Annotated in this window: 24 protein-coding genes, 1 tRNA gene and 1 pseudogene; 12 read left to right on the top strand and 14 right to left on the bottom strand. The window is 36.2% G+C overall.

The window, feature by feature from the left end; all coding sequences use genetic code 11:
* Positions 1 to 1,112 (bottom strand): annotated as a pseudogene (locus tag I5M32_RS16940) (hypothetical protein); the annotation flags it as partial.
* Positions 1,113 to 1,473: 361 nt separating this feature from the next.
* On the opposite strand from I5M32_RS16940, the gene I5M32_RS10675 reads away from it, so the two are divergent.
* Positions 1,474 to 2,859, top strand: coding sequence for a LutB/LldF family L-lactate oxidation iron-sulfur protein (locus tag I5M32_RS10675; protein ID WP_200586223.1), 1,386 nt, complete (start codon positions 1,474 to 1,476; stop codon positions 2,857 to 2,859).
* Positions 2,846 to 3,490, top strand: a complete 645-nt coding sequence (locus tag I5M32_RS10670) for a SprT-like domain-containing protein (protein ID WP_317193125.1) — start codon at positions 2,846 to 2,848, stop codon at positions 3,488 to 3,490. Before I5M32_RS10675 ends, I5M32_RS10670 begins: the two co-directional genes overlap by 14 nt.
* Before the next feature lie 5 nt (positions 3,491 to 3,495).
* On the opposite strand, the gene I5M32_RS10665 is transcribed toward I5M32_RS10670, so the two are convergent.
* Both I5M32_RS10665 and trmB read right to left on the bottom strand, forming a co-directional pair.
* Positions 3,496 to 3,837: an MGMT family protein gene (locus I5M32_RS10665; protein ID WP_200586222.1), complete on the bottom strand. Its 342-nt coding sequence runs from the start codon at positions 3,835 to 3,837 to the stop codon at positions 3,496 to 3,498.
* Entirely contained in the window at positions 3,830 to 4,483 is a 654-nt protein-coding gene (trmB, locus tag I5M32_RS10660) for a tRNA (guanosine(46)-N7)-methyltransferase TrmB (protein WP_200586221.1), read from the bottom strand. Before trmB ends, I5M32_RS10665 begins: the two co-directional genes overlap by 8 nt.
* Before the next feature lie 107 nt (positions 4,484 to 4,590).
* Here trmB and fcl point away from each other — a divergent pair, with 107 nt between their 5' ends.
* Positions 4,591 to 5,520, top strand: coding sequence for a GDP-L-fucose synthase (fcl, locus tag I5M32_RS10655; RefSeq protein ID WP_200586220.1), 930 nt, complete (start codon positions 4,591 to 4,593; stop codon positions 5,518 to 5,520).
* Between the two features lie 117 nt (positions 5,521 to 5,637).
* On the opposite strand, the gene I5M32_RS10650 is transcribed toward fcl, so the two are convergent.
* The 6 genes from I5M32_RS10650 to acs all read right to left on the bottom strand — a co-directional run bounded on the left by I5M32_RS10650 (position 5,638) and on the right by acs (position 10,106).
* On the bottom strand, positions 5,638 to 6,105 hold the full coding sequence (locus tag I5M32_RS10650) for a hypothetical protein (RefSeq protein WP_200586219.1): 468 nt from the start codon (positions 6,103 to 6,105) through the stop codon (positions 5,638 to 5,640).
* A gap of 2 nt (positions 6,106 to 6,107) precedes the next feature.
* A complete protein-coding gene (locus I5M32_RS10645; protein ID WP_200586218.1) occupies positions 6,108 to 6,464 on the bottom strand; it encodes a phage holin family protein in 357 nt (118 codons plus the stop codon).
* Between the two features lie 9 nt (positions 6,465 to 6,473).
* The gene (locus I5M32_RS10640) at positions 6,474 to 6,749 is read right to left on the bottom strand and encodes a YtxH domain-containing protein (protein ID WP_200586217.1); all 276 of its coding nucleotides are present in this window, start codon (positions 6,747 to 6,749) and stop codon (positions 6,474 to 6,476) included.
* An 89-nt stretch (positions 6,750 to 6,838) separates the two neighbouring features.
* On the bottom strand, positions 6,839 to 7,873 hold the full coding sequence (locus tag I5M32_RS10635; protein WP_200586216.1) for an AI-2E family transporter: 1,035 nt from the start codon (positions 7,871 to 7,873) through the stop codon (positions 6,839 to 6,841).
* A gap of 63 nt (positions 7,874 to 7,936) precedes the next feature.
* Positions 7,937 to 8,122, bottom strand: coding sequence for a CsbD family protein (locus I5M32_RS10630; protein ID WP_200586215.1), 186 nt, complete (start codon positions 8,120 to 8,122; stop codon positions 7,937 to 7,939).
* 76 nt (positions 8,123 to 8,198) lie between these two features.
* Positions 8,199 to 10,106, bottom strand: a complete 1,908-nt coding sequence (gene acs, locus I5M32_RS10625) for an acetate--CoA ligase (protein WP_200586214.1) — start codon at positions 10,104 to 10,106, stop codon at positions 8,199 to 8,201.
* A gap of 444 nt (positions 10,107 to 10,550) precedes the next feature.
* Here acs and rpmB point away from each other — a divergent pair, with 444 nt between their 5' ends.
* The 9 genes from rpmB to I5M32_RS10580 all read left to right on the top strand — a co-directional run bounded on the left by rpmB (position 10,551) and on the right by I5M32_RS10580 (position 18,026).
* A complete protein-coding gene (gene rpmB, locus I5M32_RS10620; protein ID WP_200586213.1) occupies positions 10,551 to 10,784 on the top strand; it encodes a 50S ribosomal protein L28 in 234 nt (77 codons plus the stop codon).
* A 23-nt stretch (positions 10,785 to 10,807) separates the two neighbouring features.
* Positions 10,808 to 10,990, top strand: a complete 183-nt coding sequence (rpmG, locus tag I5M32_RS10615; RefSeq protein ID WP_200586212.1) for a 50S ribosomal protein L33 — start codon at positions 10,808 to 10,810, stop codon at positions 10,988 to 10,990.
* Positions 10,991 to 11,027: 37 nt separating this feature from the next.
* Complete coding sequence (locus I5M32_RS10610; protein ID WP_200586211.1) at positions 11,028 to 11,201, top strand: DUF4295 domain-containing protein; 174 nt, start codon at positions 11,028 to 11,030, stop codon at positions 11,199 to 11,201.
* Between the two features lie 67 nt (positions 11,202 to 11,268).
* On the top strand, positions 11,269 to 12,234 hold the full coding sequence (gene ftsY / locus I5M32_RS10605; protein WP_200586210.1) for a signal recognition particle-docking protein FtsY: 966 nt from the start codon (positions 11,269 to 11,271) through the stop codon (positions 12,232 to 12,234).
* A 51-nt stretch (positions 12,235 to 12,285) separates the two neighbouring features.
* On the top strand, positions 12,286 to 12,660 hold the full coding sequence (locus I5M32_RS10600; protein ID WP_200586209.1) for a GxxExxY protein: 375 nt from the start codon (positions 12,286 to 12,288) through the stop codon (positions 12,658 to 12,660).
* Between the two features lie 250 nt (positions 12,661 to 12,910).
* A complete protein-coding gene (rimO, locus tag I5M32_RS10595) occupies positions 12,911 to 14,239 on the top strand; it encodes a 30S ribosomal protein S12 methylthiotransferase RimO (RefSeq protein WP_200586208.1) in 1,329 nt (442 codons plus the stop codon).
* Between the two features lie 47 nt (positions 14,240 to 14,286).
* Complete coding sequence (bshC, locus tag I5M32_RS10590; RefSeq protein ID WP_200586207.1) at positions 14,287 to 15,876, top strand: bacillithiol biosynthesis cysteine-adding enzyme BshC; 1,590 nt, start codon at positions 14,287 to 14,289, stop codon at positions 15,874 to 15,876.
* 13 nt (positions 15,877 to 15,889) lie between these two features.
* Entirely contained in the window at positions 15,890 to 16,867 is a 978-nt protein-coding gene (locus I5M32_RS10585) for a PDDEXK nuclease domain-containing protein (RefSeq protein WP_200586206.1), read from the top strand.
* A 76-nt stretch (positions 16,868 to 16,943) separates the two neighbouring features.
* Complete coding sequence (locus tag I5M32_RS10580; protein ID WP_200586205.1) at positions 16,944 to 18,026, top strand: Ldh family oxidoreductase; 1,083 nt, start codon at positions 16,944 to 16,946, stop codon at positions 18,024 to 18,026.
* A gap of 241 nt (positions 18,027 to 18,267) precedes the next feature.
* Here I5M32_RS10580 and I5M32_RS10575 read toward each other — a convergent pair whose 3' ends face one another.
* From I5M32_RS10575 to leuS, 5 genes are all read right to left on the bottom strand, one after another.
* A complete protein-coding gene (locus tag I5M32_RS10575) occupies positions 18,268 to 19,101 on the bottom strand; it encodes a 2OG-Fe(II) oxygenase (RefSeq protein WP_200586204.1) in 834 nt (277 codons plus the stop codon).
* 105 nt (positions 19,102 to 19,206) lie between these two features.
* Positions 19,207 to 19,280: transfer RNA gene (locus I5M32_RS10570), tRNA-Ala, on the bottom strand.
* Positions 19,281 to 19,337: 57 nt separating this feature from the next.
* Positions 19,338 to 20,423, bottom strand: a complete 1,086-nt coding sequence (locus I5M32_RS10565) for an alkene reductase (RefSeq protein WP_200586203.1) — start codon at positions 20,421 to 20,423, stop codon at positions 19,338 to 19,340.
* Between the two features lie 151 nt (positions 20,424 to 20,574).
* Complete coding sequence (locus I5M32_RS10560; RefSeq protein WP_200586202.1) at positions 20,575 to 21,018, bottom strand: hypothetical protein; 444 nt, start codon at positions 21,016 to 21,018, stop codon at positions 20,575 to 20,577.
* 74 nt (positions 21,019 to 21,092) lie between these two features.
* The gene (gene leuS, locus I5M32_RS10555) at positions 21,093 to 23,948 is read right to left on the bottom strand and encodes a leucine--tRNA ligase (protein WP_200586201.1); all 2,856 of its coding nucleotides are present in this window, start codon (positions 23,946 to 23,948) and stop codon (positions 21,093 to 21,095) included.
* Positions 23,949 to 24,244 lie beyond the last annotated feature (296 nt).

The following is a 24,244-nucleotide window of genomic DNA, read 5'->3' as shown; positions in this document are numbered from 1 at the left end:
CCGGTTGCTCCTTGTAAACCCGTATCTCCTTTTGCTCCGGTATCGCCTTTTGCACCCGTTGCTCCATCTGAACCTGTCGCCCCTGTATCTCCTTTTGAACCTGTTGCTCCTGCTGAACCTGTCGCTCCCGTATCGCCTTTTGAACCTGTCGCTCCATCTGAACCCGTTGCTCCTGTGTTACCGGTTGCTCCTTGTAAACCCGTATCGCCTTTTGCTCCCGTATCGCCTTTTGCACCTGTCGCTCCTGCTGAACCTGTATCTCCTTTTTCGCCCGTATCGCCCTTTGCGCCGGTTGAACCTGCTGAACCTGTTGCTCCTGTATCTCCTTTTGCACCAGTTGCTCCCGTGTTACCGGTTACGCCTTGGATTCCTTGTGAACCCGTATCGCCTTTTGCTCCGGTATCTCCTTTTGCACCTGTCGCTCCTGCTGAACCTGTATCTCCTTTTGCGCCCGTATCGCCCTTTGCGCCGGTTGAACCTGTATTACCAGTTGCTCCTGTTGCGCCCGCTGAACCTGTTGCTCCGGTATCGCCTTTGGCACCTGTCGCTCCTGCTAAACCTGTCGCCCCGGTATCGCCTTTTGCTCCTGCTGAACCCGTTGCGCCTTGTAACCCTTGTGGGCCAGTATCGCCTTTAAGTCCTTTATCTCCCTGGTCTCCTTTATCTCCTTTAGGTCCTTTTACACCAGAACTGCTGTTTCCGCTAGATTTAGCATAAAGTGCAAAGGGAACAGCAATAAGCTCTGAACTACCAAATGGTTGAAAATTGCTACCGTTATTTAAGTCTAACTCGACTTTTAAATAATAATTTGAAACCGAAAAATCTACATCTGTTAATTTTATAGATGAAAGTGGTGTACCTCTTCCTATAATATGTGAAAAAAGGCCAAATTGATTTGAAGTTAATCTTTGAGTTTCTGAATAAACCTCTACACCATTTGAAGAACCACTCAAAATCGTGAATCTTGCATTTATTTTTTGATTAGATAATTCCTTTCCATCAGCTTTCCTTATTACGGCCTGATATTGAAATCCATTTAAACCGTCTTGGGCATAAAGTTTCCCGAGCATTAAAGAGGATAAGAAAAATAGAAGTAGTAGCGATTTTTTCATATTATATTATTTAGGAGCGTTTTATTTTAATTTTTTGAGTACTGAACTGTGATTTGGGTTTCGATTTTCCACATTTTGGTTATTAATTTCTACAATAGAAATTCAAAGCTGTTTTCAACATAATCCTTAAAAAATGTTAATAACTTTAAAGTTTAAAAATATAGATTGATGTTTTCTGATGAACTTTTTTTAATTAAATAAAATTACGTTTAAGTTTAATAACCTTCAGATTTACTATTGAGTGTCTCTTTGGGATATTATCCAATTATACGAAGGAGAAGCTTGATTGGTTATGGAAATTTTTAACATTAGCGTTAAAAAAGAAAGAAAGAAAACATAAAAGAAACATTAAATTTGTAGCATGATTAAAACGTCTGACAAGTTTGTAGAAATTTCTACCCAAAAATCTTTTGATTTACCACATAGGGGAATTATTAACCATAACATAGGTAAATACGATATTGCTGTAGAAAAAGGATTGTTTAGACTTGAAAATATAGAGTTTGCAAAAAAGAGAGGGCACCAAATTAAGTGGAAAGTAATGGAAAACCTTGACAAGCTTCTACCTGAATTTGAAAGTAATTTTCAGAAAAAAGGTGGTAAGGTTTTGTGGGCAAATACCATTGAGGAAGCGAATAAAGAAATATTAAATATCCTTAAAAAAATAAATGCCAAAAGTGTTATCAAATCAAAATCTATGGTTACAGAAGAAATTCATTTGAATGAGTTTTTAGAGAGTAATGGGATTGAATCACTTGAATCTGACCTAGGAGAATACATTGTACAATTATTAGGTCAAAAACCCTATCATATCGTTACGCCTGCAATGCACCTCAGCAAAGAAGATATTGCCATACTTTTTAACGAGAAATTTGGGACACCAATTGACTCGACACCGCAACAATTGGTTTTAAAAGCTAGAGAATTATTACGCGAGAAGTATCTAATAGCAGATGTAGGCATTACCGGTGCAAATTTTTTGATTGCGGATACCGGTAGCATAGCCATTACAGAGAACGAAGGAAATGCTAGACTAAGCACTACTTTCCCTAAAATACATATCGCCATAGTTGGGATAGAAAAATTGATCCCTTCTTTAACAGATTTGGATTTATTTTGGCCCATGCTTTCTACCCACGGAACCGGACAAAATCTAACAGTTTACAACACCGTACTTAACGGCCCTAAACAAGCAAATGAAACCGATGGCCCAGAGGAAATGTATGTTATCTTATTAGATAACGGAAGGACTGAGCTATTGGCGCAAAAAGAACAAAGACAGGGCTTGTACTGCATACGTTGCGGAGCCTGCTTAAACGGCTGCCCTATATATAAAAACGTAGGCGGCCACACTTATGATACTACTTACAGCGGCCCAATTGGCTCTATCATTACTCCTCACTTAAAAGGGATGGAAGAATTTAAGCATTTGAGCTATGCCTCTAGCTTATGCGGAAAATGTAGCGAGGTTTGTCCGGTAAAAATTGATATCCACAAAATGCTGTTGTTAAATAGAAGAGATTCTGTTGAAAGGAACTTGAATTCAAGATTAGAGAAAGTAGGATGGTACTTTTGGAAGAAAGGAATGTTAAAAAGGAGTTTTATGGATCAATTTGGGGGCAGTTTTAAAAATCTTATGCTTTCTAGGTTTTTTAAAAAAACTTGGGGCGGACAAAGAAAACTGCCTAAAGTTGCCGTTAAGTCTTTTAGTAAAGATTGGAAATTTAATCACCTTGATAAAGACTGAATCTTCTTTAATGATCGATCAAAAAATTAGTGTGCTTTCAAAATATATCCCTCCGGAGGCTGCAAATCTAATTGCCAAATGGATAGATTTTTACCGTTGTGAGTTTAAAATCTCTAAAAGCAGGAATACAAAATTTGGGGATTATCGGCCGCCACAAAATGGGAAAGGACATAGAATCTCTGTAAACCACAACTTAAATCCTTATGCTTTTTTGGTTACGGCCGTTCACGAATTTGCCCATTTAGTTACTTGGAAAGAATTTGAGCAAAAAGCCAAGCCTCATGGTAATGAATGGAAAACCAATTTTAAAAGAATGATGCAACCATTTTTTGAATTTGAGGTTTTCCCCATAGAAATTAGAAAAGTGATTACAAATTATCTTGAAAACCCTTCAGCCTCTAGTTGCAGCGATATTGATTTATTTAGAGCTTTAAGCAGTTACGATAAAAAAGACCCCAACATAATCCATGTTGATAAAGTACCCGACAACCATCGGTTTGCAATGAAAAACGGAAAAGTTTTTAGAAAAATGAATAAGATCAGAAAAAGATTTAGGTGCATAGAAGTAAAATCTGGAGCAATTTATCTTTTTAGCCCAATAGCAGAGGTTTACCTCATGAAAGATGAATAAATGATTTATCTGTTCAAATCCAATTCTAGGTTTGGGTCCCAATAATATTTTTTAAAATCGATGATTTGATCATTGGTTACCTTAATTCCCTCCTTAGCCAATAATTCTTCCATCTGGGCGGGGTAAGCAAAATGGAATTTCCCGGTTAATAAACCGTTTCTATTTACAACGCGATGAGCTGGGATCTTAGGATGATTATTTACTGCTCCGTTCATGGCATAGCCTACCATTCTTGATGAACTTTTAGTACCCAAATATTGGGCTATTGCGCCATAAGAGGTTACTCTCCCTTTGGGGATTAACGCCACAACCTGGTAAACCTGTTCATAAAATGATGCCCTATCCATTAAATTTGAACCTTACATAATTAATGTTTTTTCCCTTATCCAAATAAATTCTTTCATAATGAGTTTTAATTGATAAAATTTCATCGAGAGGATAATCTTTATAAATATCATTGGTTATCGCTAAAGTTTCTAAACCTAGTTCTTTGATTTTTTCTAAGGTATATTCAAAAAAACCATCGTTATCGGTTTTTAGATTGATGGTACCGCCAGTTTTTAGAACCGTTTTGTATTTATCTAAAAAAGTGGGGTTTGTTAACCTTTTTCTTTCTAGGGGGCTTTGGGCTTGGGGGTCGGGGAAGGTTATCCAGATTTCATCAATCTCATTAACCTCAAAATAATCCATAATATTTTGTATTTGGATCCGCAGAAAACCAACATTATCTACTCTTTCATCTAAAGCCATTCTAGCACCAACCCATAGCCTATTTCCCTTATAATCAATCCCGATAAAATTTTTGTTTGGATACTTTTTGGCCAAATTAACGCTATATTCTCCTTTGCCACAAGCCAGCTCTAACACAATTGGATGATCGTTTTCAAAAAAGCTTTTTGCCCATATACCTTTATATTGCTTACCCTGTTCTAATTGCTTAACATTTTTGAAAGTCCCTATTTCTGTGAATCGTTGTAATTTTCTTTTCGCCACTTTTGTTTTTTTTTACAAAAATAAGATTTACAATTTATTATGGTACTTATTTAAAATGGGGTTTTTATGGTTAGAGTTTTATATTTGCGATATTAAAAAACGATACATTGGAAAAATCTTCAAAAATTTATGTTGCCGGCCATAACGGAATGGTAGGATCTGCAATAGTAAGGAAATTAGAAAAAGAGGGCTATCAAACCATCATCAAAAAAACTTCTAAAGAGTTAGACCTTAGGGACCAAGTTGCCGTTGCAAAGTTTTTTGAATATCAAAAACCAGATTATGTTTTTTTAGCTGCCGCCAAGGTTGGAGGTATTGTTGCAAACAACACATACAGGGCAGATTTTTTATATGATAACCTGCAGATCCAAAATAACGTTATCCATCAATCTTATTTAAACAAGGTAAAAAAGCTGATGTTTTTGGGATCCAGTTGCATATATCCTAAAATGGCGCCACAGCCTTTAAAGGAAGAATATCTGTTAACGGGGTTGTTAGAGCAAACTAACGAACCCTATGCCATTGCAAAAATCACCGGTATAAAAATGTGCGATGCTTACAGGGCGCAATATGGCTGTAATTTTATATCGGCAATGCCCACAAATTTATATGGTTATAATGATAACTATCATCCACAAAACTCCCATGTTTTGCCTGCATTGATCAGGAAGTTTCATGAAGCTAAGGAAAATAATGAGCCAAATGTTACCATTTGGGGAAGTGGCAGCCCTATGAGGGAATTTTTGTTTGCCGATGACCTTGCCGATGCTTGTTATTATTTGATGCAAAATTATGACGAACCAAATTTAATCAATATTGGGACAGGCGAAGATATGACCATTAAAGATTTGGCCTTATTGATAAAAGATATTATTGGTTTTAAAGGAGAGTTGGTTTTTGATAGCAGCAAACCCGATGGGACTCCCCGCAAACTAATGGACGTAAGCAAGATACATAACAAAGGTTGGCGGCATAAAGTGAATTTAAAAGAAGGGATTAAGCTTGCATACCAAGATTTTCTGAACAAGAAATATTAATTTCCTCTAAAACCATTTTAAACAAAGCCTCAAAATTTCATCAGTTTTGAGGCTTTGCTTTTTTGCCCAATTGGCATAAGTATTAAAGTTTAAATATCTCTGGTTACTATCCCATTATCAGTAAGTCTCGCTCTCGGGAGGTATTCCGTAATCGATTTCTTTTTTTGGGAGCTTAACTTTTTTCTTGGTAGAGTTAATTAGATCTGTTGCCTTATCAATCCAATTTACCAAAACATTCTTGTTAAAACTCATAGCGTTAATTGTTCTTTGAGATAATATTGAAACTAAAGATTTAACCAAAACCCCTCTATTCTTTAATAAGGTTTTGTTTAAAAAAAGAGGTAAAAAAACCCTCCCGAAGTTAGTTACCCAGTCTGCTTTTTGGCTTCTAGATGTTGTATTATCTGTACTATGCGAAATACCAACCATTGCCGCAATTCTTTTTAAGAATTTGAACGGACTGGTCAAAGTTTCTTTGATAGATTGAAATTTCTGCTTTACAAAAAGCTCATCTTCTAATTTCTTTATTTCTAAATAAGCTATTCTGGTTTTAAGATCTTTTAGGTTCTGTATTTTAATGTCCATGCTCAATCTTTTTTATCTTCAAAAATAATTTTTACCAACTTATTAGCTAAAGGATACGCTATGATTTTATTTCTTCCGATAAGGATCATCAAAGCAACTATCAGATAAAATAAGGCAACAATAAAATAGCCCGCAAAATCGCTATCTAAAACTCGGCATAAGTAAACGCTAATCCCAATACTTAAAAACACAAGAAAAAAAAGACAAACTATCAGAAAAACAACAATAGAAACAAGGCTTCCAACCTGCGTTACCACACTGTTTATTACCTTAAGTTTATTAAGTTCTATAACAGTTGTAACGTAGTCCTTTATTTTATTGTAAAGCTCAGTCATACCATCTTGGTCGTTGTTTTCCATAGTTAATCGTTATGCGTTTTTAACTTCTTTTTCTAGATCATCTGCCTCATCTTCTGTAACCTGTAACTTAGCTTTGATCTTATCTACCACTTTGTCTTTGAATTCGCTTAGATTATCAATTTCCTCTGCGGCTTTTTCTTTAATGCTATCGCCTAAATTTTTTAAAGATTCTGATAGTTTATCTCTTGTTTCTGAACCCTTTTCTGGCGCAAATAATACTCCTAAAGCAGCTCCGGCAACTAAACCAGCCATTAACGCAACTAATGATTTTGAATTATTTTCCATTTTTTTTGATTTAAGTTTAATGATCTATTAGAATATATCATTTCAATAAGAAAATACCTTGCCAAAAAAATTGATCTTTATATAAACAATTATTGTTTGGTCTCTAAACGATGTTCTAACTTTTCCTCGGCTATTTTATCGTTTTCATAGATGTTGATGAGGTGCATAAACCAAACCAATAATAGAGGGCCAAAAACCAAACCTACGAAACCGAATAACGGAAGCCCTATGATTACACCAATTACCGTTACTATCGGGTGTGTATCGGCAAGTTTCTTATTGATCACAAACCTGATCACATTATCAATATTTATGATTACCAAAAGCGTAAAAACCAACATAAAAGAACCCTGCCAATTACTGCCATTTAAGAAAAGGATTAAAGATGCTGGCAATGTGATCACAGGGGCTCCAATAACTGGCATAAATGATAAGAAAAAACCGATCACACCCCAAAATATGGCATCATCAAAACCAACAATAAAGAAAGACATTGTTACTAAAGACCCTTGCACAAAAGCTATAAAACCTTGCCCCAATATATTTGAATAAGTGGTATTTCTTAGTTCTTTTGCAAATTGAAGGGCATGGTGTTCCCTTAAAGGTGCGTACTTTAATAGGCTTTTCTCAAAAGATTCTGATTGTACAAACATAAAGTACAACACAAAATACATTACCGTAATGGTTAAGAAAATCCCTAAAGTACCCGTTAGCAACGATGGGAACAAATCTTGTACGAAGGTAGATAGTTTAGAAACATACCTATCAATAAAATTGGGTAGGTTGAGTTTTAGGCCTACATAATCATCTAACCTAGAAATCATTGCTTTTACCATAAACTGGTCTTTTTGCAATTTGGCAAGCCTGCTAACAACCATGTAACTTAAAGAAAAGAAGGGGATAATGATGATGGCGAATGAGACTATAATTATAGAAATAGAAGACGCTACCCTACCTATCTTTCTTTTGAGGTATAAGAAAACTGGCTTAAAAAGTACATAAAGAATTACAGCTCCTAAAAAGGCATTAAATAATTCCCTTAAACTATAAAGAATTACAGCTCCTAAAAATATCAGCGCACATAGCACCAATATGTTTCTTTGTTTATATGTAAATACCGACATCCGGATTTAAAGTTGTACAAAAAAACCCGCTTTTTTGCGGGTTTCAAAATATTAAGTTTTAAATTATAAACTTTTAAGCCAATCAACTACTTCATCTCTGGTTTTACCGGTTTTTTTCTGCACTTTCCCAACCATTTCGTCCTCTTGTCCTTCTGCGTAGGTTAAATCGTCGTCGGTTAAATCTGCATAAGCTTGTTTTGCTTTTCCCTTAACCTCGTTCCAAGATCCTTTAAATTCTAATTTGTCCATGATAAATGTTTTTTAATGGTTTATGAATAATTATTTTAATTACCTTTCATAAACCAAGCATCATGCCAGAGAAAAGTTAAAGCTTGTTGTTTTTAATATCCTCAACTACATTTGGATCTAGCAATGTTGATGTATCGCCTAAATTAGAAACATCGCCCTCTGCAATTTTCCTTAAGATCCTACGCATTATTTTACCAGAACGGGTTTTTGGCAATCCTTTAACAAACTGTATTTTCTCGGGTTTTGCAATTGCACCAATAATCCTGCTTACCGTCATAGATATATCTTTACGTGTGAGTTCCTCGTCTTCCGCCTCCTCATTCAAGATTACATAGGCATAAATTCCTTGCCCTTTAATCTCATGCGGATAACCAACCACCGCAGATTCTACCACATCGGTAAACATATTAATAGCGTTTTCTACCTCTGCTGTACCAATTCTATGGCCAGATACATTGATTACATCATCTACCCTGCCTGTTATTCTATAATATCCGTCTTCGTCCCTTAGGCAACCATCGCCAGTAAAATACTTGTTCTCATAAGCGGCAAAATAGGTTTGTCGGCAACGTTCGTGATCCCCGTAGGTAGTTCTTAGCGTTCCGGGCCAAGGGAAAGTAATACATAAATTTCCAGAAACGCCGTTCCCTTTTATTTCATCTCCTTTTTCATCAACCAACATCAACTGAACTCCCGGCAATGGCAAAGTTGCAAAACAAGGTTTTGTTTTGGTAATCCCGGCCAATGGGGAAATCATTATTCCGCCTGTTTCTGTTTGCCACCAAGTATCTACAATTGGGCATTTATTTTTGCCGATATGCTCATTATACCAATTCCAAGCTTCCTCGTTTATGGGCTCGCCAACAGAACCTAATACCTTTAAAGAAGAAAGGTCTTTATCTTTTACGTAATCTAAACCAGATTGCATTAAAGAGCGTATGGCAGTTGGTGCGGTGTATAAAACATTCACTTTAAATTTATCTACAATATCCCAAAACCTGCCGGCATCTGGGTAGGTTGGCACACCTTCAAACATTAAAGTTGTGGCTCCTTGTGCCAACGGGCCGTAAATAATATAAGAATGGCCGGTTATCCAACCTATATCTGCCGTACAGAAATAAACATCTTCTGGTTGATATTGGAATACATTTTGGAAAGTATAGGCAGCATAAACCATATAACCCGCCGTGGTATGCACAACCCCTTTCGGTTTCCCGGTTGAGCCCGACGTATATAAAATGAACAGCTCATCTTCTGCATCCATTTCTTCTGCTGGGCAATCCGTTAAACCTAAGGTTTCTACTTTTTTAATTTCATCTTCCCACCATTTATCCCTTCCTTTGATCATGGAAACTGGTGTTCTTGTTCTTGTTAAAACGATAACAGTTTTTACCGAAGCACATTGAACGAGGGCATCATCGATTACATTTTTTAATGGGATGTCTTTTGCGCCCCTAAAACCACCATCAGCGGTTATAACCATTTCGCACTGTGCATCATTGATCCTATCGGCTATTGATTGTGCAGAAAAACCACCAAAAACCACCGAATGTATTGCACCGATCCTTGCACAAGCCAAAACCGCTATGGCCAATTCTGGCACCATGGGCATATAAATACAAACCCTGTCGCCCTTTTTTACCCCATTATTTTTTAAAACGCTAGAAAAAAGACAAACTTTTTGATGCAGTTGTTTATAGGTTAAGACCCGATGATGTTCTGATGGGTCATTTGCTTCCCAGATTATTGCGGGTGTATCTGCTTTATCTTTCAAATGGCGATCTAAACAGTTTTCTGTAATGTTAAGCTTGGCACCTTTAAACCACTTAACGTTAGGCCCTTTAAAATCCCATTCTAATACTTTGTCCCATTTCTTCTTCCATTGAAAATTCTCGGCAATTTCTCCCCAAAAAGCTTCTGGATCTTCTACACTTTTTTGATAGGCTGAGGTATATTCTTCTAAAGATTCGATTTGAAATTTCATTTAAAATAGTGGATTGGTTTTACGATGTTAAATTAGTAGTTTTAATTCCTTTTGAAGAATATTTGTTTAAAATGATGCTTCAGTACATGAAATTGGAAACATTTGGCAGGTATAAAACTCTCTCCTAATTTAATCTTAAAAATTTACCATAGATAAGGGGAATAAAATGTTGAGGTTTTTCTTTTAGCTTAAAACAACTTTTTTAGGCCGGGTATTTTTTGCAGATCTAGTGATTTAGTCGCTTACCACACCAAAAAGATAAATTAAGAACCGATACCCTTTAAGACAAATAAAACCCACAATGCGCTTAATACTTTAAACAAAAAACAGGTTGCTAAACTTTATGAAACATTTTTTAAAATGGTGTTGATATTTTAAAAGTATTTGTGGATATTTGCAAACTCTTTGTGAAAAGGGTTTAACAGAAAACAACAAGCAACAGTCATGTCAAGAATTTGTGATTTAACAGGAAAATCGGCGTTAGTAGGAAATAGAGTATCTCATTCTAACATCAAAACTAAGCGTAAATTTTACCCTAATCTTCAAATGAAGCGTTTTTACCTTCCAGAAGAGGATAGATGGATTACCTTAAAAGTATCTACATCTGCTATCAAAACCATCAATAAGATCGGTATCACAGCAGCAATCAACAGGTTTGTATTAAAAGGAACTATTTAATAAAAATATAACACCCGAATATAATGGCTAAGAAGGGAAACAGAGTGCAGGTAATTTTAGAATGCACTGAGCATAAAGAAAGTGGAATGGCTGGAACATCTAGGTACATTACCACTAAAAACCGTAAAAACACTCCAGAAAGACTAGAGATTAAGAAATTCAATCCGGTTTTGAGGAAAGTTACTGTTCATAAAGAAATCAAATAATAGACGGCTAATTTATTTAGCGCAAAAAATATTTAACATGGCAAAGAAAGTAGTTGCAACATTAAAAACCGGTAAAGGTAAAGAGTACTCTAAGGTAATCACAATGGTAAGATCACCAAAAACTGGTGCTTACTCTTTCAAAGAAATGATTGCGCATAACGATCATATTAAAGATGCGATCGTAGTTGCTAAAGAAAGCGTAGCAGAATAATTTATTTTGAAAATATTTAAGCCATCCTGAAGATTTAGGATGGCTTTTTTTGTTTAAATTTATTGCCATGGGATTATTTGATTTCTTTAAGAAAAAAGAAAATACGGTTGATGAACAGGTTGCCTTAGAAAAAGGACTAGAGAAAACGAAAGATAATTTCTTCTCTAAAATAAGCAAAGCGGTAGTAGGAAAATCTACTGTTGATGATGATGTTCTGGATAATTTGGAAGAGATCTTAGTGACTTCAGATGTTGGCGTAACCACCACTTTAAAAATTGTTGACCGTGTTCAAAATCGCGTAGCTAAAGATAAATACACCAACGTTTCTGAACTCAATAATATTCTAAGGGAAGAAGTTCAGGCTCTATTGGAAGAAAACAACAGTTCCGATTTTGAACAAATGGATTATGGCTCGCACAAACCCTATGTAATTATGGTTGTGGGTGTTAATGGGGTAGGTAAAACCACCACAATCGGAAAACTGGCCTATCAATTAAAACAAGCCGGACAAAAAGTGGTAATTGGTGCTGCCGATACTTTTAGAGCTGCGGCTGTTGATCAAATACAACTTTGGGGAAAACGAGCAGACGTTAGGGTGGTTTCACAAGGTATGAATGCCGACCCAGCTTCTGTAGCTTTTGACACCATACAATCTGCGGTTTCAAATAATGAGGATGTTGTAATTATCGATACCGCTGGGCGTTTACATAATAAGGTTGGTTTGATGAACGAGCTTTCTAAGATTAAAAAAGTGATGGACAGGGTTGTGCCAGGTGCGCCGCATGAAATTTTATTGGTTTTAGATGCTTCTACCGGGCAAAATGCAGTTGAACAATGCAAACAGTTTACCCAAGCAACCGATGTTAACGCTTTGGCCTTAACAAAATTAGACGGTACCGCTAAAGGTGGCGTAGTAATAGGTATTTCAGATCAATTTAAGATCCCCGTAAAGTATATTGGTGTGGGAGAAAAAATGACTGACTTACAGTTGTTTAATAAAAAAGAGTTTGTGGATAGCTTATTTTCACAGTGATTGTTATCGTGATTTCACAGATTATTTGATTACACAGATTAATTTTGATTAATGGGAACTGAAATATATGATACTTTAACCCACAAAATAATTGGTTGTTGTTACGAAGTTCACAGAGAGTTAGGTCCAGGTTTTTTAGAAAAAATTTATTCCAGAGCTTTAATTGAACAGTTCACAATTGACAATATAAATTTTGAGTGTGAAAAAGAATTTAACGTGTTCTTTAAAAATAAATTGATAGGTAAATTTAGATGTGATTTTTACATAGAAGGTAAAGTCATTTTAGAAATAAAATCAGTTACTGGAATTCAACCTCAATTATTTCAAACTCAATTAATATCTTATTTAAAGGCAAGCAAAATTAAAACAGGCTTATTAGTAAATTTCGGAAATGGTAGTTGCGATGTTAAAAGATTGTCGGTTTAAAGGATTTGTAATTTAAAAGATTTAACGATTAATATTGAAAAAATCACATAATACAAAATCTGTGAAATCCTCCAATCTGTGAAATCACGAAAAACAAAATCTGTGAAATCCTTTAATCTGTGAAATCACATAATACAAAATCTGTGAAACCACATAAAACAAAATCTGTGAAATCCCTCAATCGGTAAAATCACGAAAAAATAATCTGTGAAATCCCTCAATCGGTGAAATCACGAAAAAAAAAACAATAATGAAAGTAAAAGACAGAGCTCAATCAATAGTAAAACCAAGAGTAAACGTAATCACGCTAGGCTGCTCTAAAAACACCTACGATTCTGAGGTACTAATGGGGCAGCTAAATGGGAACAATATAAACGTTGTTCATGAAGCAAATGATTTACGTCAAGATGATATTATTGTTATAAATACGTGTGGCTTTATTGATAACGCAAAGCAAGAATCTATTGATACCATTTTACAATATAGCGATTTAAAAACAGAAGGAAAAGTAGGGAAAGTTGTAGTTACTGGTTGTTTATCAGAACGTTACAAACCAGAACTTTCTGCAGAGATTACCAACGTAGATTCTTGGTTTGGCACCAATGATCTTCAAAATCTGTTAGGTTCTATAGGTGCAGATTATAAGCATGAACTGATCGGAGAACGTTTACTGACCACTCCGTCCCACTTCGCCTATTTCAAAATTGCAGAAGGTTGCAACCGTCCATGTTCTTTTTGTGCGATCCCCCTGATGCGTGGGCAACATGTTTCTAAACCGATCGGAGATTTGGTTAAAGAAGCAAAGCTACTTGCCAAAAACGGCACTAAAGAGTTGATCTTAATTGCCCAAGATTTAACTTATTACGGTTTAGACCTGTACAACGAGCGTAAACTTGCAGATTTAATGCGCCATCTTTCTGATGTTGATGGAATTGAATGGATTAGGTTACAATATGCCTATCCAAGTGGTTTCCCAATGGGTATTTTAGATGTAATGAACGAGCGTTCTAACATTTGCAACTATTTGGATATGCCTTTACAACATATTTCTGATGATATGTTAAAATCTATGCGACGTGGAACCACCAAGCAAAAAACCATAGATTTGGTAAATAAAATAAGGGATAAAGTGCCGAATATTGCCATGCGTACTACTTTGATTTGTGGCTATCCCGGCGAAACCGAAAGAGATTTTGAAGAGATGAAAAACTGGGTTACAGAAACACGCTTTGATCGTTTAGGCTGCTTTACCTATTCTCATGAAGAAAAAACACATGCCCATGATTTAATTGATGATGTTCCTCAGGAAGTAAAAGAGCAAAGAGTAGAAGACGTTATGGAAATTCAGCAAGCTATTTCTTTTGATTTGAACCAGCAAAAAGTTGGGAACACATACAAGGTCTTAATCGATAAAAAAGAAGGGGATTATTTTATTGGCAGAACAGAATTTGATTCGCCAGAAGTGGATAACGAGGTTTTGATTGATGCAAAAACCAATTACGCAACCCCAGGAACTTTTGTTAACGCCAAAATAGACCGGGCAGAAGACTTTGATCTTTATGGTACAATTGTCAAATAATGGCTGCCAAAAACCTTAATCCTGTTTTTTGGTTATTTTCGTAATTCATGGAAGCACAATATATTGATTACGATGAAACCCGATGTTTTTCGGCTACGGTTAACAGGTTATTAGCTAAAGATGAAAGAATCAAACCTTTTATCAATCAATTTCCGGCTTTAGAAAGCTTTCAAAAAATTATTTCTCAAAGAAGATTTAACGGAAATAGACCGGCGTTAGTCGAAGTTTTAAATCATCAATATAAAAACAACGATATCTCCAGATCGGTAAAAGAAAATATTGATGCTTTAAAAAACGATAACACATTTACAGTTACCACCGGCCATCAACTCAATATTTTTACTGGCCCGCTTTATTTTATCTTCAAGATTGTTACGGCTATAAACCTAGCTAAAGATTTAAGATCTGCGTTTCCCGAGAATAATTTTGTTCCCGTTTACTGGATGGCGACAGAGGACCATGATTTTGAGGAAATTAACCATACATACTTAGCTGGCAAAAAAATAGAATGGAAAAACAGCAATGCTGGTGCAACGGGTAGGTTATCTATAAAAACAATTATACAGGCTTTAAACAACTATAAAGGTGTTTTAGGGATTTCAGAAAATGCCCAAAAGCTCTCAGAAATTGTCTCTTTGGCTTACGCCGATGATAAAACACTTGCAGAAGCCACACGATATTTAGCAAATGAACTTTTTGGCTCATACGGTTTAATAATCATTGATGCTGATGATAAAACTTTGAAATCTCAATTTGCAAATATCATAGAACAAGATATCATTGAGCAAAACAGCTTTAAAAATATCGAAGAAAGCACCAAGAAATTAGCCAAGATAGAAATCCATGCACAAGTAAACCCACGGGAAATCAATTTCTTTTATTTAACCGATGATTTACGCGAACGTATTGTTTTTGAGGATAATAAATACCAAGTTTTAAACACAGAAATATCTTTTTCTGAGGATGAACTAAAAGGAGAAATAAAACAAAATCCCGAACGGTTTAGCCCAAACGTGGTAATGCGCCCACTTTATCAAGAAGTTATTTTGCCCAACCTGGCATACATTGGCGGCGGTGGCGAATTGGCTTATTGGTTACAGTTAAAATCTAATTTCGATTTTTATAAAATTGATTTTCCTTTATTGGTTTTAAGAAATTCAGCGATGATCGTGGATGAAAAATCGGTAAAAAAACTCCATAAATTAAATATGGCTTTCGCCGATGCCTTTGAGCAAACCGAAGTTTTAAAAAAGAATTATGTAGAGAACCACTCCAAGCATACCTTAGATTTAAAAACTGAATGGGCATCTTTGCAAACTATTTTTGATGATCTGAAAGTTCGGGTTTATAAGATTGAACCAACTTTGAAACCAAGTACAGAAGCTGTTGAAGTAAGACTTAAAAAAGCAATCGACAGTCTTGAAAAAAAACTAATGCGGGCAGAAAAAAGAAACTTTGCTGAAGCGATGACCGACATCGAAAAAATTAAAGATCAATTATTTCCTGGCGGAGGATTGCAAGAACGTAAAGAGAACTTTGGTTTATTTTATGTGAAATATGGCGACGATTTTATTTCAAATCTGATTAACCATTTTAAACCTTTAGGTTTTAAGTTTACGGTTCTTTTTGATAAATAACTAGATAACAAAAATGGAAATAAGATTCACTGAAATCATTCTACTTATCAAGCAGTCTCGAAAAAACGCATTAAATGCTGTAAATGCCGAGCTTATCAATCTTTATTGGAATATTGGAGAATACATTAGCAAAAAGATTGAACAATCTGTATGGGGCGATTCAGTTGTTACTGAATTAGCTAAGTATATTCAACTTAATGAACCAGAAATAAAGGGATTCTCTGACAAAAATATTTGGAGGATGAAACAGTTTTACGAAGCTTATAAAGACTCTCCAAAACTCTCAACATTGTTGAGAGATATTAGTTGGTCTCATAATTTGGCAATCTTTTCAAGAAGTAAAACTATTGAAGAAAAAGAATTTTATTTAAAACTTGCTAAAAGGGAAAGTTACAGTTTTAGAGAACTAAATCGTCAAATTTCAGCTAGTCTCTTCGAACGAACTGTGATAGGAAGCTCAAAACTCTCAAAAGTGTTGAGAGAAAATAGTCAAGACTTGACAAACACATTCAAAGATAGTTACGTATTTGAGTTTTTGAATTTGCAAGATCCATACAGCGAAAATGATTTGCAGCGTGGGCTTGTTAAACAAATGAAAAATTTTATCCTGGAACTTGGAAAAGATTTTTTGTTTATAGGTAATGAATACAGAATACAAGTTGGTAATAGTGATTTTTTCATTGATTTACTTTTCTATCACCGCGGACTACAATGCTTGGTTGCATTTGAACTTAAAGATGACAAGTTTAAGCCAGATCATTTAGGGCAACTAAATTTTTATTTAGAGGCGTTAGACAGAGACGTAAAAAAACAAAACGAAAACCCAAGTATTGGGATTTTATTGTGTAAAGATAAAGACAATGAAGTTGTTGAATACGCTTTAAGTAGAAGTCTTTCACCAACAATGGTTTCAGAATATGAAACCCAATTACCCGATAAAAAACTTTTACAGCAAAAATTACACGAACTCTTCGAAAATGATGAGAAATAATACTATCTCTATTATTTAACTCTTTATAATTTATTGAGTCAGTTTTGCTAATGAGCGGTTATATTAAATATTGAATATGGATTTCCAAACTTTTTCAGACGCTACATTAAGAGCATTTACCCAATCTGTTTTTATAAAAATGGGTTGTTCTGAAGAACATGCTAAACTGGCAACTGATGTTTTATTGAAAGCAGATTTGCGAGGAATAGATTCCCATGGTGTTGCCCGTTTAACTGGTTATGTAAGGCTTTGGGAAAAAGGCAGAATTAACCCTAAACCAAACATTAAGGTAATTCACGAAACGGCCACCACCGCAACTGTTGATGGAGATGCTGGGTTAGGATTGGTGGTTGCACCTTTTGCCATGGATCTGGCCATTAAAAAAGCAAGAGAGTTTGGATCTGGATGGGTTGCCGTTAAAAATTCTAATCATTTTGGTATTGCTGGTTACCACAGTTTAAAAGCTGTAGAAAATGATATGATCGGTTATGCCCTAACCAATGCTAGTCCGTTGGTTGCACCCACTTTTTCTAGCGAACGAATGTTGGGCACCAACCCCATTTGTTATGCTTTTCCTGCTGGGAATTATCCACCTGTAGTGGTAGATATGGCAACATCAACTGCTGCAAATGGTAAATTAGAAATTGCACAACGCAAAGGCATGAATGTGCCAGAAGGATGGATACAGGATAAAGATGGTAATGCCGCTTTAAACCCTGCCGATTTAAAAAACGGAGGTTCGCTCTTACCGCTTGGTTCTGATAGGGAGCATGGCAGCCATAAAGGTTTTGGTTTAAGTGCTACCGTAGATATTTTGTCTGCTGTTTTATCTGGCGCAAGTTATGGGCCCTGGGCACCACCTTTTGTTGCTTTTATGGATCCCCTACCCAAGCAACCCGGCGAAGGTCTGGGACATTTTTTGGGTGCGATGCGTGTGGACGGATTTAGGCCTATTGAAGATTTTAAAGCCAATATGGATAATTGGATCCAACGTTTTAAAGATGCAAAACCGATCAACAAAAACCAAAAAGTGATCATCCCCGGAGAGCCTGAACTAGAAGCCGAAAAAGACAGGAAGATAAACGGTATCCCTTTGATTGAAGCCGTGGTTAATGATTTGAACGAGGTGGCGGAGAAGTTGGGGTTGGTTAAGTTGTAGGTTGAGGTTTTAGGTTGAGGGTGAGGCCGAGGGTAAGGTTGAGGCTGAGGCTGAGGTTGAGGTTGAGGTTTTAGGTTGAGGTTGAATTAATGATTCTTTTGTTCTTAAACCCGATTGGACGAAAAGCCCGGATTGCTGTGGGTTGGCTATTGCGGCGGTAAGAGCAAACGGACTTGTAGGGAAAGCGGGGCTATCTTATGTTAATTGCATTACAGTACCTTTTCAAAACGGTTAAACCTACTTATTCTACTTTTTTGATTTTTTGATAAAGAATTGGCGGAGTAATGTTTTTTAGCATAGTCTTTATTTTTTCTCTTTTGGTTGGTTTGAAGGCGTTTTTATCAACATCGTTGTTCTTGCGTTCTTGAAAAAGGGTATTGTGTTTTGCATTTTGGTTTATTTCTGATGCTGGCCTGCCGTTAGAATAATAGTATAACGCCAAAGATTTGCGGCTCCTATCTTCGGGGCAATTTAAGGCATCTGGGTGGCCGTGATAAGAGAAATCTGTGGTAGAAAAAATAGCCAATTTGTTAAATATAGGTAGTATTTTCTTCTCGCATTTTTCCATGTTTCTATCCCAAAGCTCAAAATTACCGCCGTATTCTTCTTTCCAATCTTTGTTTAGATATACCAAAACATTGATCCTACGGTCTAGTTTTAATTGTGGATGCTTGTTAAAATCTGCGTGAACCTTTAGCAAACCACCTCTCTTGATCTCATGTTGCCCACCACCAAAAAAATAAGGATCGCCTGTTAAAGGTTCTTCAATACCGGTTAATATCTGCAAGAAATTTAAAAAAGGCTCTGAATTTAAAAAGTGCATAAAAGATTTTGTCTCTTCGCCAAAATAGCTTTCTCCTTTGCCCGCAAACTTGATCTGCTTTTGGTCTTTAAAAGAAATACTGTCTTTTTTAGAAAGATCGGGGAATTCTTCTAAAATCTTGCTCAGTAGATCAGGGTCGAAAAAGTCATCAAAAGATATGCTTGGGAAGGGGTTAGCTGATACGTAAGCGGCTTGATGTTTTTTTGCCAGTGTGATCAAGTCTTGGTTTCCTTTATTTAAATATCTAGACATCTGGTGTGATTATTTGACTAAATATACGGTTTGGATTTAAAAGAACAATCTTTATAAATTGTTTAACAAAAAAAGCTTCCAAAAATTGGAAGCTTTAAGGGTTTGTGGAGAATGCCGGATTCGAACCGGCCACCTCTTGCCTGCCAGGCAAGCGCTCTAGCCAAATGAGCTAATCCCCCGTTTTATGAGGACGCAAATATTGAAAAAATTTACGTCCTAATAAAATATAATATCATTTATTTATCCATAAAAGGATAATCTGTATATCCTTTTTCGCCGGGAGTGTAAAATGTGTCCATATCTGGTTGGTTTAGTTTAGCACCAGCTTTGTAACGTTCTAACAAATCTGGGTTTGCCAAATACGGGCGACCGAATGCGATTAAATCAGCATCTTTATTTTCTAATGCTTTGGCTGCTTTTTTATCATCAAAATCTCCACAAAGAATTAAAGTGCCTTCAAAGTTTTCCCTGATGTTTTTTCTTACTTTATCTGGCAATTCTGTTGATCCCATTGCAGAATGATCTAATAAATGGATATAACCTATTCCCAATTGGTTTAATTGTTTTGAAAGATAATCATAAGTTTCTTCCATTTGAGGGTAAGGACGCATATCGTTAAAAGCTCCATTAGGGGAAAGCCTTATCCCTACTCTTTCTGACCCTATGGCTTCAATGGTTTTCTCTGCAATCTCTAACAAAAACTTAGACCGGTTTTGGATACTTCCCCCAAAACCATCTTTACGGTTATTACTGTTTGGATTCAGAAATTGTTCTATCAAATAACCATTTGCACCGTGGATCTCTACACCATCAAAACCAGCTTCAATGGCCAATATGGCAGCAACAACGTACTCATCGATAGCCGCTTCTACCTCATTTGTGCTCATTTCTTGCGGTAAGTCATTTTCTTTCATCCCCTCCGCATCGGTGTACATCTGTCCTTCGGCAATAATTGCAGACGGTGCAAGCACCTTTGCGCCTTCAGGTAAATTTAGATGATGGGCAACCCTTCCGCAGTGCATCAGTTGAAGAAATATTTTACCCCCTTTTTCATGAACTGCCTTTGTAACCAATTTCCAACCATCAACATGGTGCTGATTATACATTGCTGGGATGCGTGGATAACCCAATCCGTTTGGGGAAGGCGAAGTACCTTCTGTAACGATTAAACCTGCACCCGCCCTTTGTGCATAATATGTTGCCATTAACTCATTTGGGATATTATGATCAACGGCTCTTGAGCGAGTCATTGGGGCCATTACTGCTTTATTTTTTAATTCGGTTTTACCAAGATGATAATCTTTGAAAAGTGGGTTTGCCATTTTTTTTGTTTTAAATGTTTGAACAGATAAATTAGCAATTATAATTCCAAGGATTATAAACCGACAAGAAAACAAGTAATTGTTTTGTAATGATATAATATTGATGCGTAAAACGGATGAAGAATTTTTAATCTAAACGCCGTGATCCGTTTTATAGTAGATATTTGTTTTTAATGAGATAGGCAATTGTATTCTTTAGCTGTGGTACTACCGCAGATTCATTTTCAGTTATTGATCGTTGATTGAAATCTATGAAATTACTGCCATTATGGGTTACATGATCAGACAAAGTGCTTAAAGAAGCCTCTATTATAGATACTTGGTTTCTTTTGACTTTATTGATTACTTCTATATGGTATTCTGCGATTTCGTTACCCCCAGTTTCAAAAAACCTGACAATAAATTTTGTGATTTTATTACCTTCTAATTTAATAGCTTTAGTGGTATAATTACCCAACAATTTATCCTTATATTTTATTTCATGGTTCTCTAAACTTATTTTTTTTGTAGAATCATCTTCTAAGCGGTAAAAATTGCTAGCCACACCAGCTTTGCTTAAAATAAGCAGAAATAATACGATTGTTAAGTTTTTCATTAAAAAGGATATTGATACTGATACGTTAGAAAAACTTAAATAGATACAGAACAAATAAATTTTCTGCTTATTTTCTACAACACAATATTAATTATCCTCCCTTTAACAACGATCACTTTTTTAGGGTATTTTCCATCAAAATATTTAGTGATGGTTTCTTCTTTTAAAACAATTTCCTCTACCTCTTTGGGTTCTAATGTTAAAGGTAAATTAATATTGGTTTTGGTTTTGCCATTGATAGATACCGGATAATCGAATTCATTTTCTATCAGATATTCTGGATTAAAAACGGGATATGGAACAAAAGATAAAGTACCTGCTTTGTTGCCCAAAAGTTGCCAAAGCTCTTCGCAGATATGTGGCGCATAAGGAGAAAGGATAATCACTAAATCTTGAAGTATCGCCCTCTTGTTACATTTTAAATCCGTCAACTCGTTAACGGCAATCATAAAACTAGAAACCGAAGTATTGAACGAGAAACGCTCAATATCATCCTCTACCTTTTTAATGATTTTATGTAGTGCTTTTAGTTCTACTTTAGAGGGCGCATCATCAGAAACCGAGAAATTGAAATTCTCATCATGAAACAATTTCCAAAATTTTCTCAAGAATTTAAAAACGCCTTCAATCCCGTTGGTATTCCAAGGTTTACTTTGTTCTAAAGGGCCTAAAAACATTTCGTACATTCTTAGGGTATCGGCACCATAACGTTCAACCAGATCATCGGGATTTACCACGTTAAATTTAGATTTCGACATTTTTTCTACTTCGCTACCGCAGAGGTATTTACCGTTTTCTAAAATGAATTCAGCATTTGCATATTCTTCTCTTGAAGCTTTAAATTTTTCAATATCCAAAACATCATTTTCTACGATGTTCACATCAACATGTAGTGCCGAGGTTAGGTAATCTTCTTTTAATCCGTAAGATACAAATTGATTTGTTCCTTTTCCCTCTGCATCATTAACACGATAAACAAAATTACTCCGTCCCTGGATCATCCCTTGGTTAATCAACTTTTTAAAAGGTTCTTCTTCGGTAACGTAACCCAAATCTTTCAAGAATTTATTCCAGAAACGGCTATACAATAAATGACCCGTTGCATGTTCGTTACCACCAATGTAAAGATCTACATCTTTCCAATAAACGATTTTATCAATATCGGCAAAAGCCTCATCATTTTTAGCATCCATGTAACGGTACCAATACCAACTGCTGCCTGCCCAACCCGGCATGGTGCTCAATTCGTATTCGTATTCGTCCTGATATTTCCAATCTTTTGCTCTACCCAAAGGTGGCTCGCCGCTTTCTGTAGGCAAATATTTATCTACTTCAGGTAAAAGCAAAGGCAATTCTTCTTCCTTAATTAAATAAGGCAAACCATTCCCGCCTGCGGAACGGGCAGGCTTAAAATAAACCGGAACAGGTTCGCCCCAATATCTTTGACGACCAAAAATAGCATCCCGCATACGGTAATTGATTTTCCCATAACCCATTCCCAATTCTTTGAGTTTGGAAATAATGGTTTGCGTGGCTTCTTGATAACCCATCCCGTTTATAATTCCAGAATTAATGTATTTTCCTTCTTTTGTTGGATCGGCTTCTTTATCTATTTTTTGGGAATCTAAGATCTGTAAAATTGGCAAATCAAATTTTTTAGCAAATAGGTAATCACGCTGATCGCCACTTGGTACTGCCATTACCGCCCCTGTTCCATAACCTGCTAATACGTAATCCGCTATCCAAACCGGCACTTTTTCTCCACTTAAAGGATTGATTGCATAACTGCCCGTAAAAGCCCCAGAGACCGTTTTAACATCAGACATACGATCCAATTCCGATTTCTTTTTGGTGGCTAAAATATAAGCGTCAATATCCGCTTTTTGCTCTGGCGTAGTTAACGAAGCAACCAATTCATGCTCTGGCGCAATCACCAAAAATGAAACACCGTAAAGGGTATCAACTCTGGTGGTAAAAACCTCGATGAAAGAAGAAGTCTGAAGTCCGTTGCCCGCAGTCTTCCGGCTACCGACTACCGACCCTTTTACGCCCTCTAGGCCAAACCTCACCATCGCTCCCACGCTTTTCCCAATCCAGTTGCGTTGCATTTCCTTTAATGGTTCTGGCCAGTCTATATCATTTAAACCTTGTAATAAACGCTCGGCGTAGGCAGAAATCCGCATGCTCCACTGCATCATTTTCTTTTGCTCAACCGGGTGTCCGCCACGTTCGCTAAAACCATCTTTAACTTCATCATTGGCTAAAACAGTACCTAAAGCTGCACACCAGTTTACGGTGCTTTCCTTCAAAAAAGTTAAACGATATTTCAACAATTCGGCTTGTTTTTCTTCTGCAGAAAAAGCGTTCCAATCGCTTGGCAGCAAGGATAAAACATCTTCATCACAAACAGCATTTATTTGTTCTGATGGGATAGTCTCTAATTTTGCGATCAAGGTAGAAATAGGTTCAGCTTTATCAGTATCCTTATTATACCAGCTATCAAAAAGCTGCATAAAAATCCACTGCGTCCATTTATAATATTCTGGCGAACTGGTACGCACTTCTTTGCTCCAATCAAAAGAAAAACCAAGGTTATCTAATTGTTGGCGGTAGCGGTTAATGTTTTCTTCTGTGGTTTTTGCGGGGTGCTGCCCTGTTTGTATGGCATATTGCTCTGCTGGTAAACCAAAAGAATCGTATCCCATTGGGTGCAAAACGTTAAAACCTTTTAGGCGTTTATACCTCGCGAAAATATCAGATGCAATATAACCCAGCGGATGCCCCACATGTAAACCCGCACCGCTTGGGTAAGGGAACATATCCAACACGTAAAATTTGGGTTTGCTTTTATCTACCTCTGCTTTAAAGGTTTTGTTTTCTGCCCAAAATTTTTGCCAATCCTTCTCTATCTGCTTAAACTGATAATCCATTTGAAACGTATTTTTTTGTTAGGTATGCGAAAATAAAAAATTTAAGGTTAACCGTGGGTGTTAATCAAATAAATAAACCCGATTTCAGTTTTTTTTATCTTAACGATTATTTGGGTATTCGGACGGCCAGCCAGCTGGCGGGTATATCTTTTTATTTGTCTTCCATCTGCTCCAACTTCGGCTCCCTCTTCTGCTCCCTCTTCGTCTCCCTCTTCGTCTCCGCTCAGAGTGACAATACTCAGAGTGACAATGATCAGAGTGACAATGCTCAGATTAACAATGCTAAAGATGACAAA

It is taken from the genome of Pedobacter segetis, assembly GCF_016623585.1.
Taxonomy (GTDB): Bacteria; Bacteroidota; Bacteroidia; order Sphingobacteriales; family Sphingobacteriaceae; genus Pseudopedobacter; species Pseudopedobacter segetis.
This window is presented reverse-complemented; position numbering and strand designations above follow the sequence as displayed.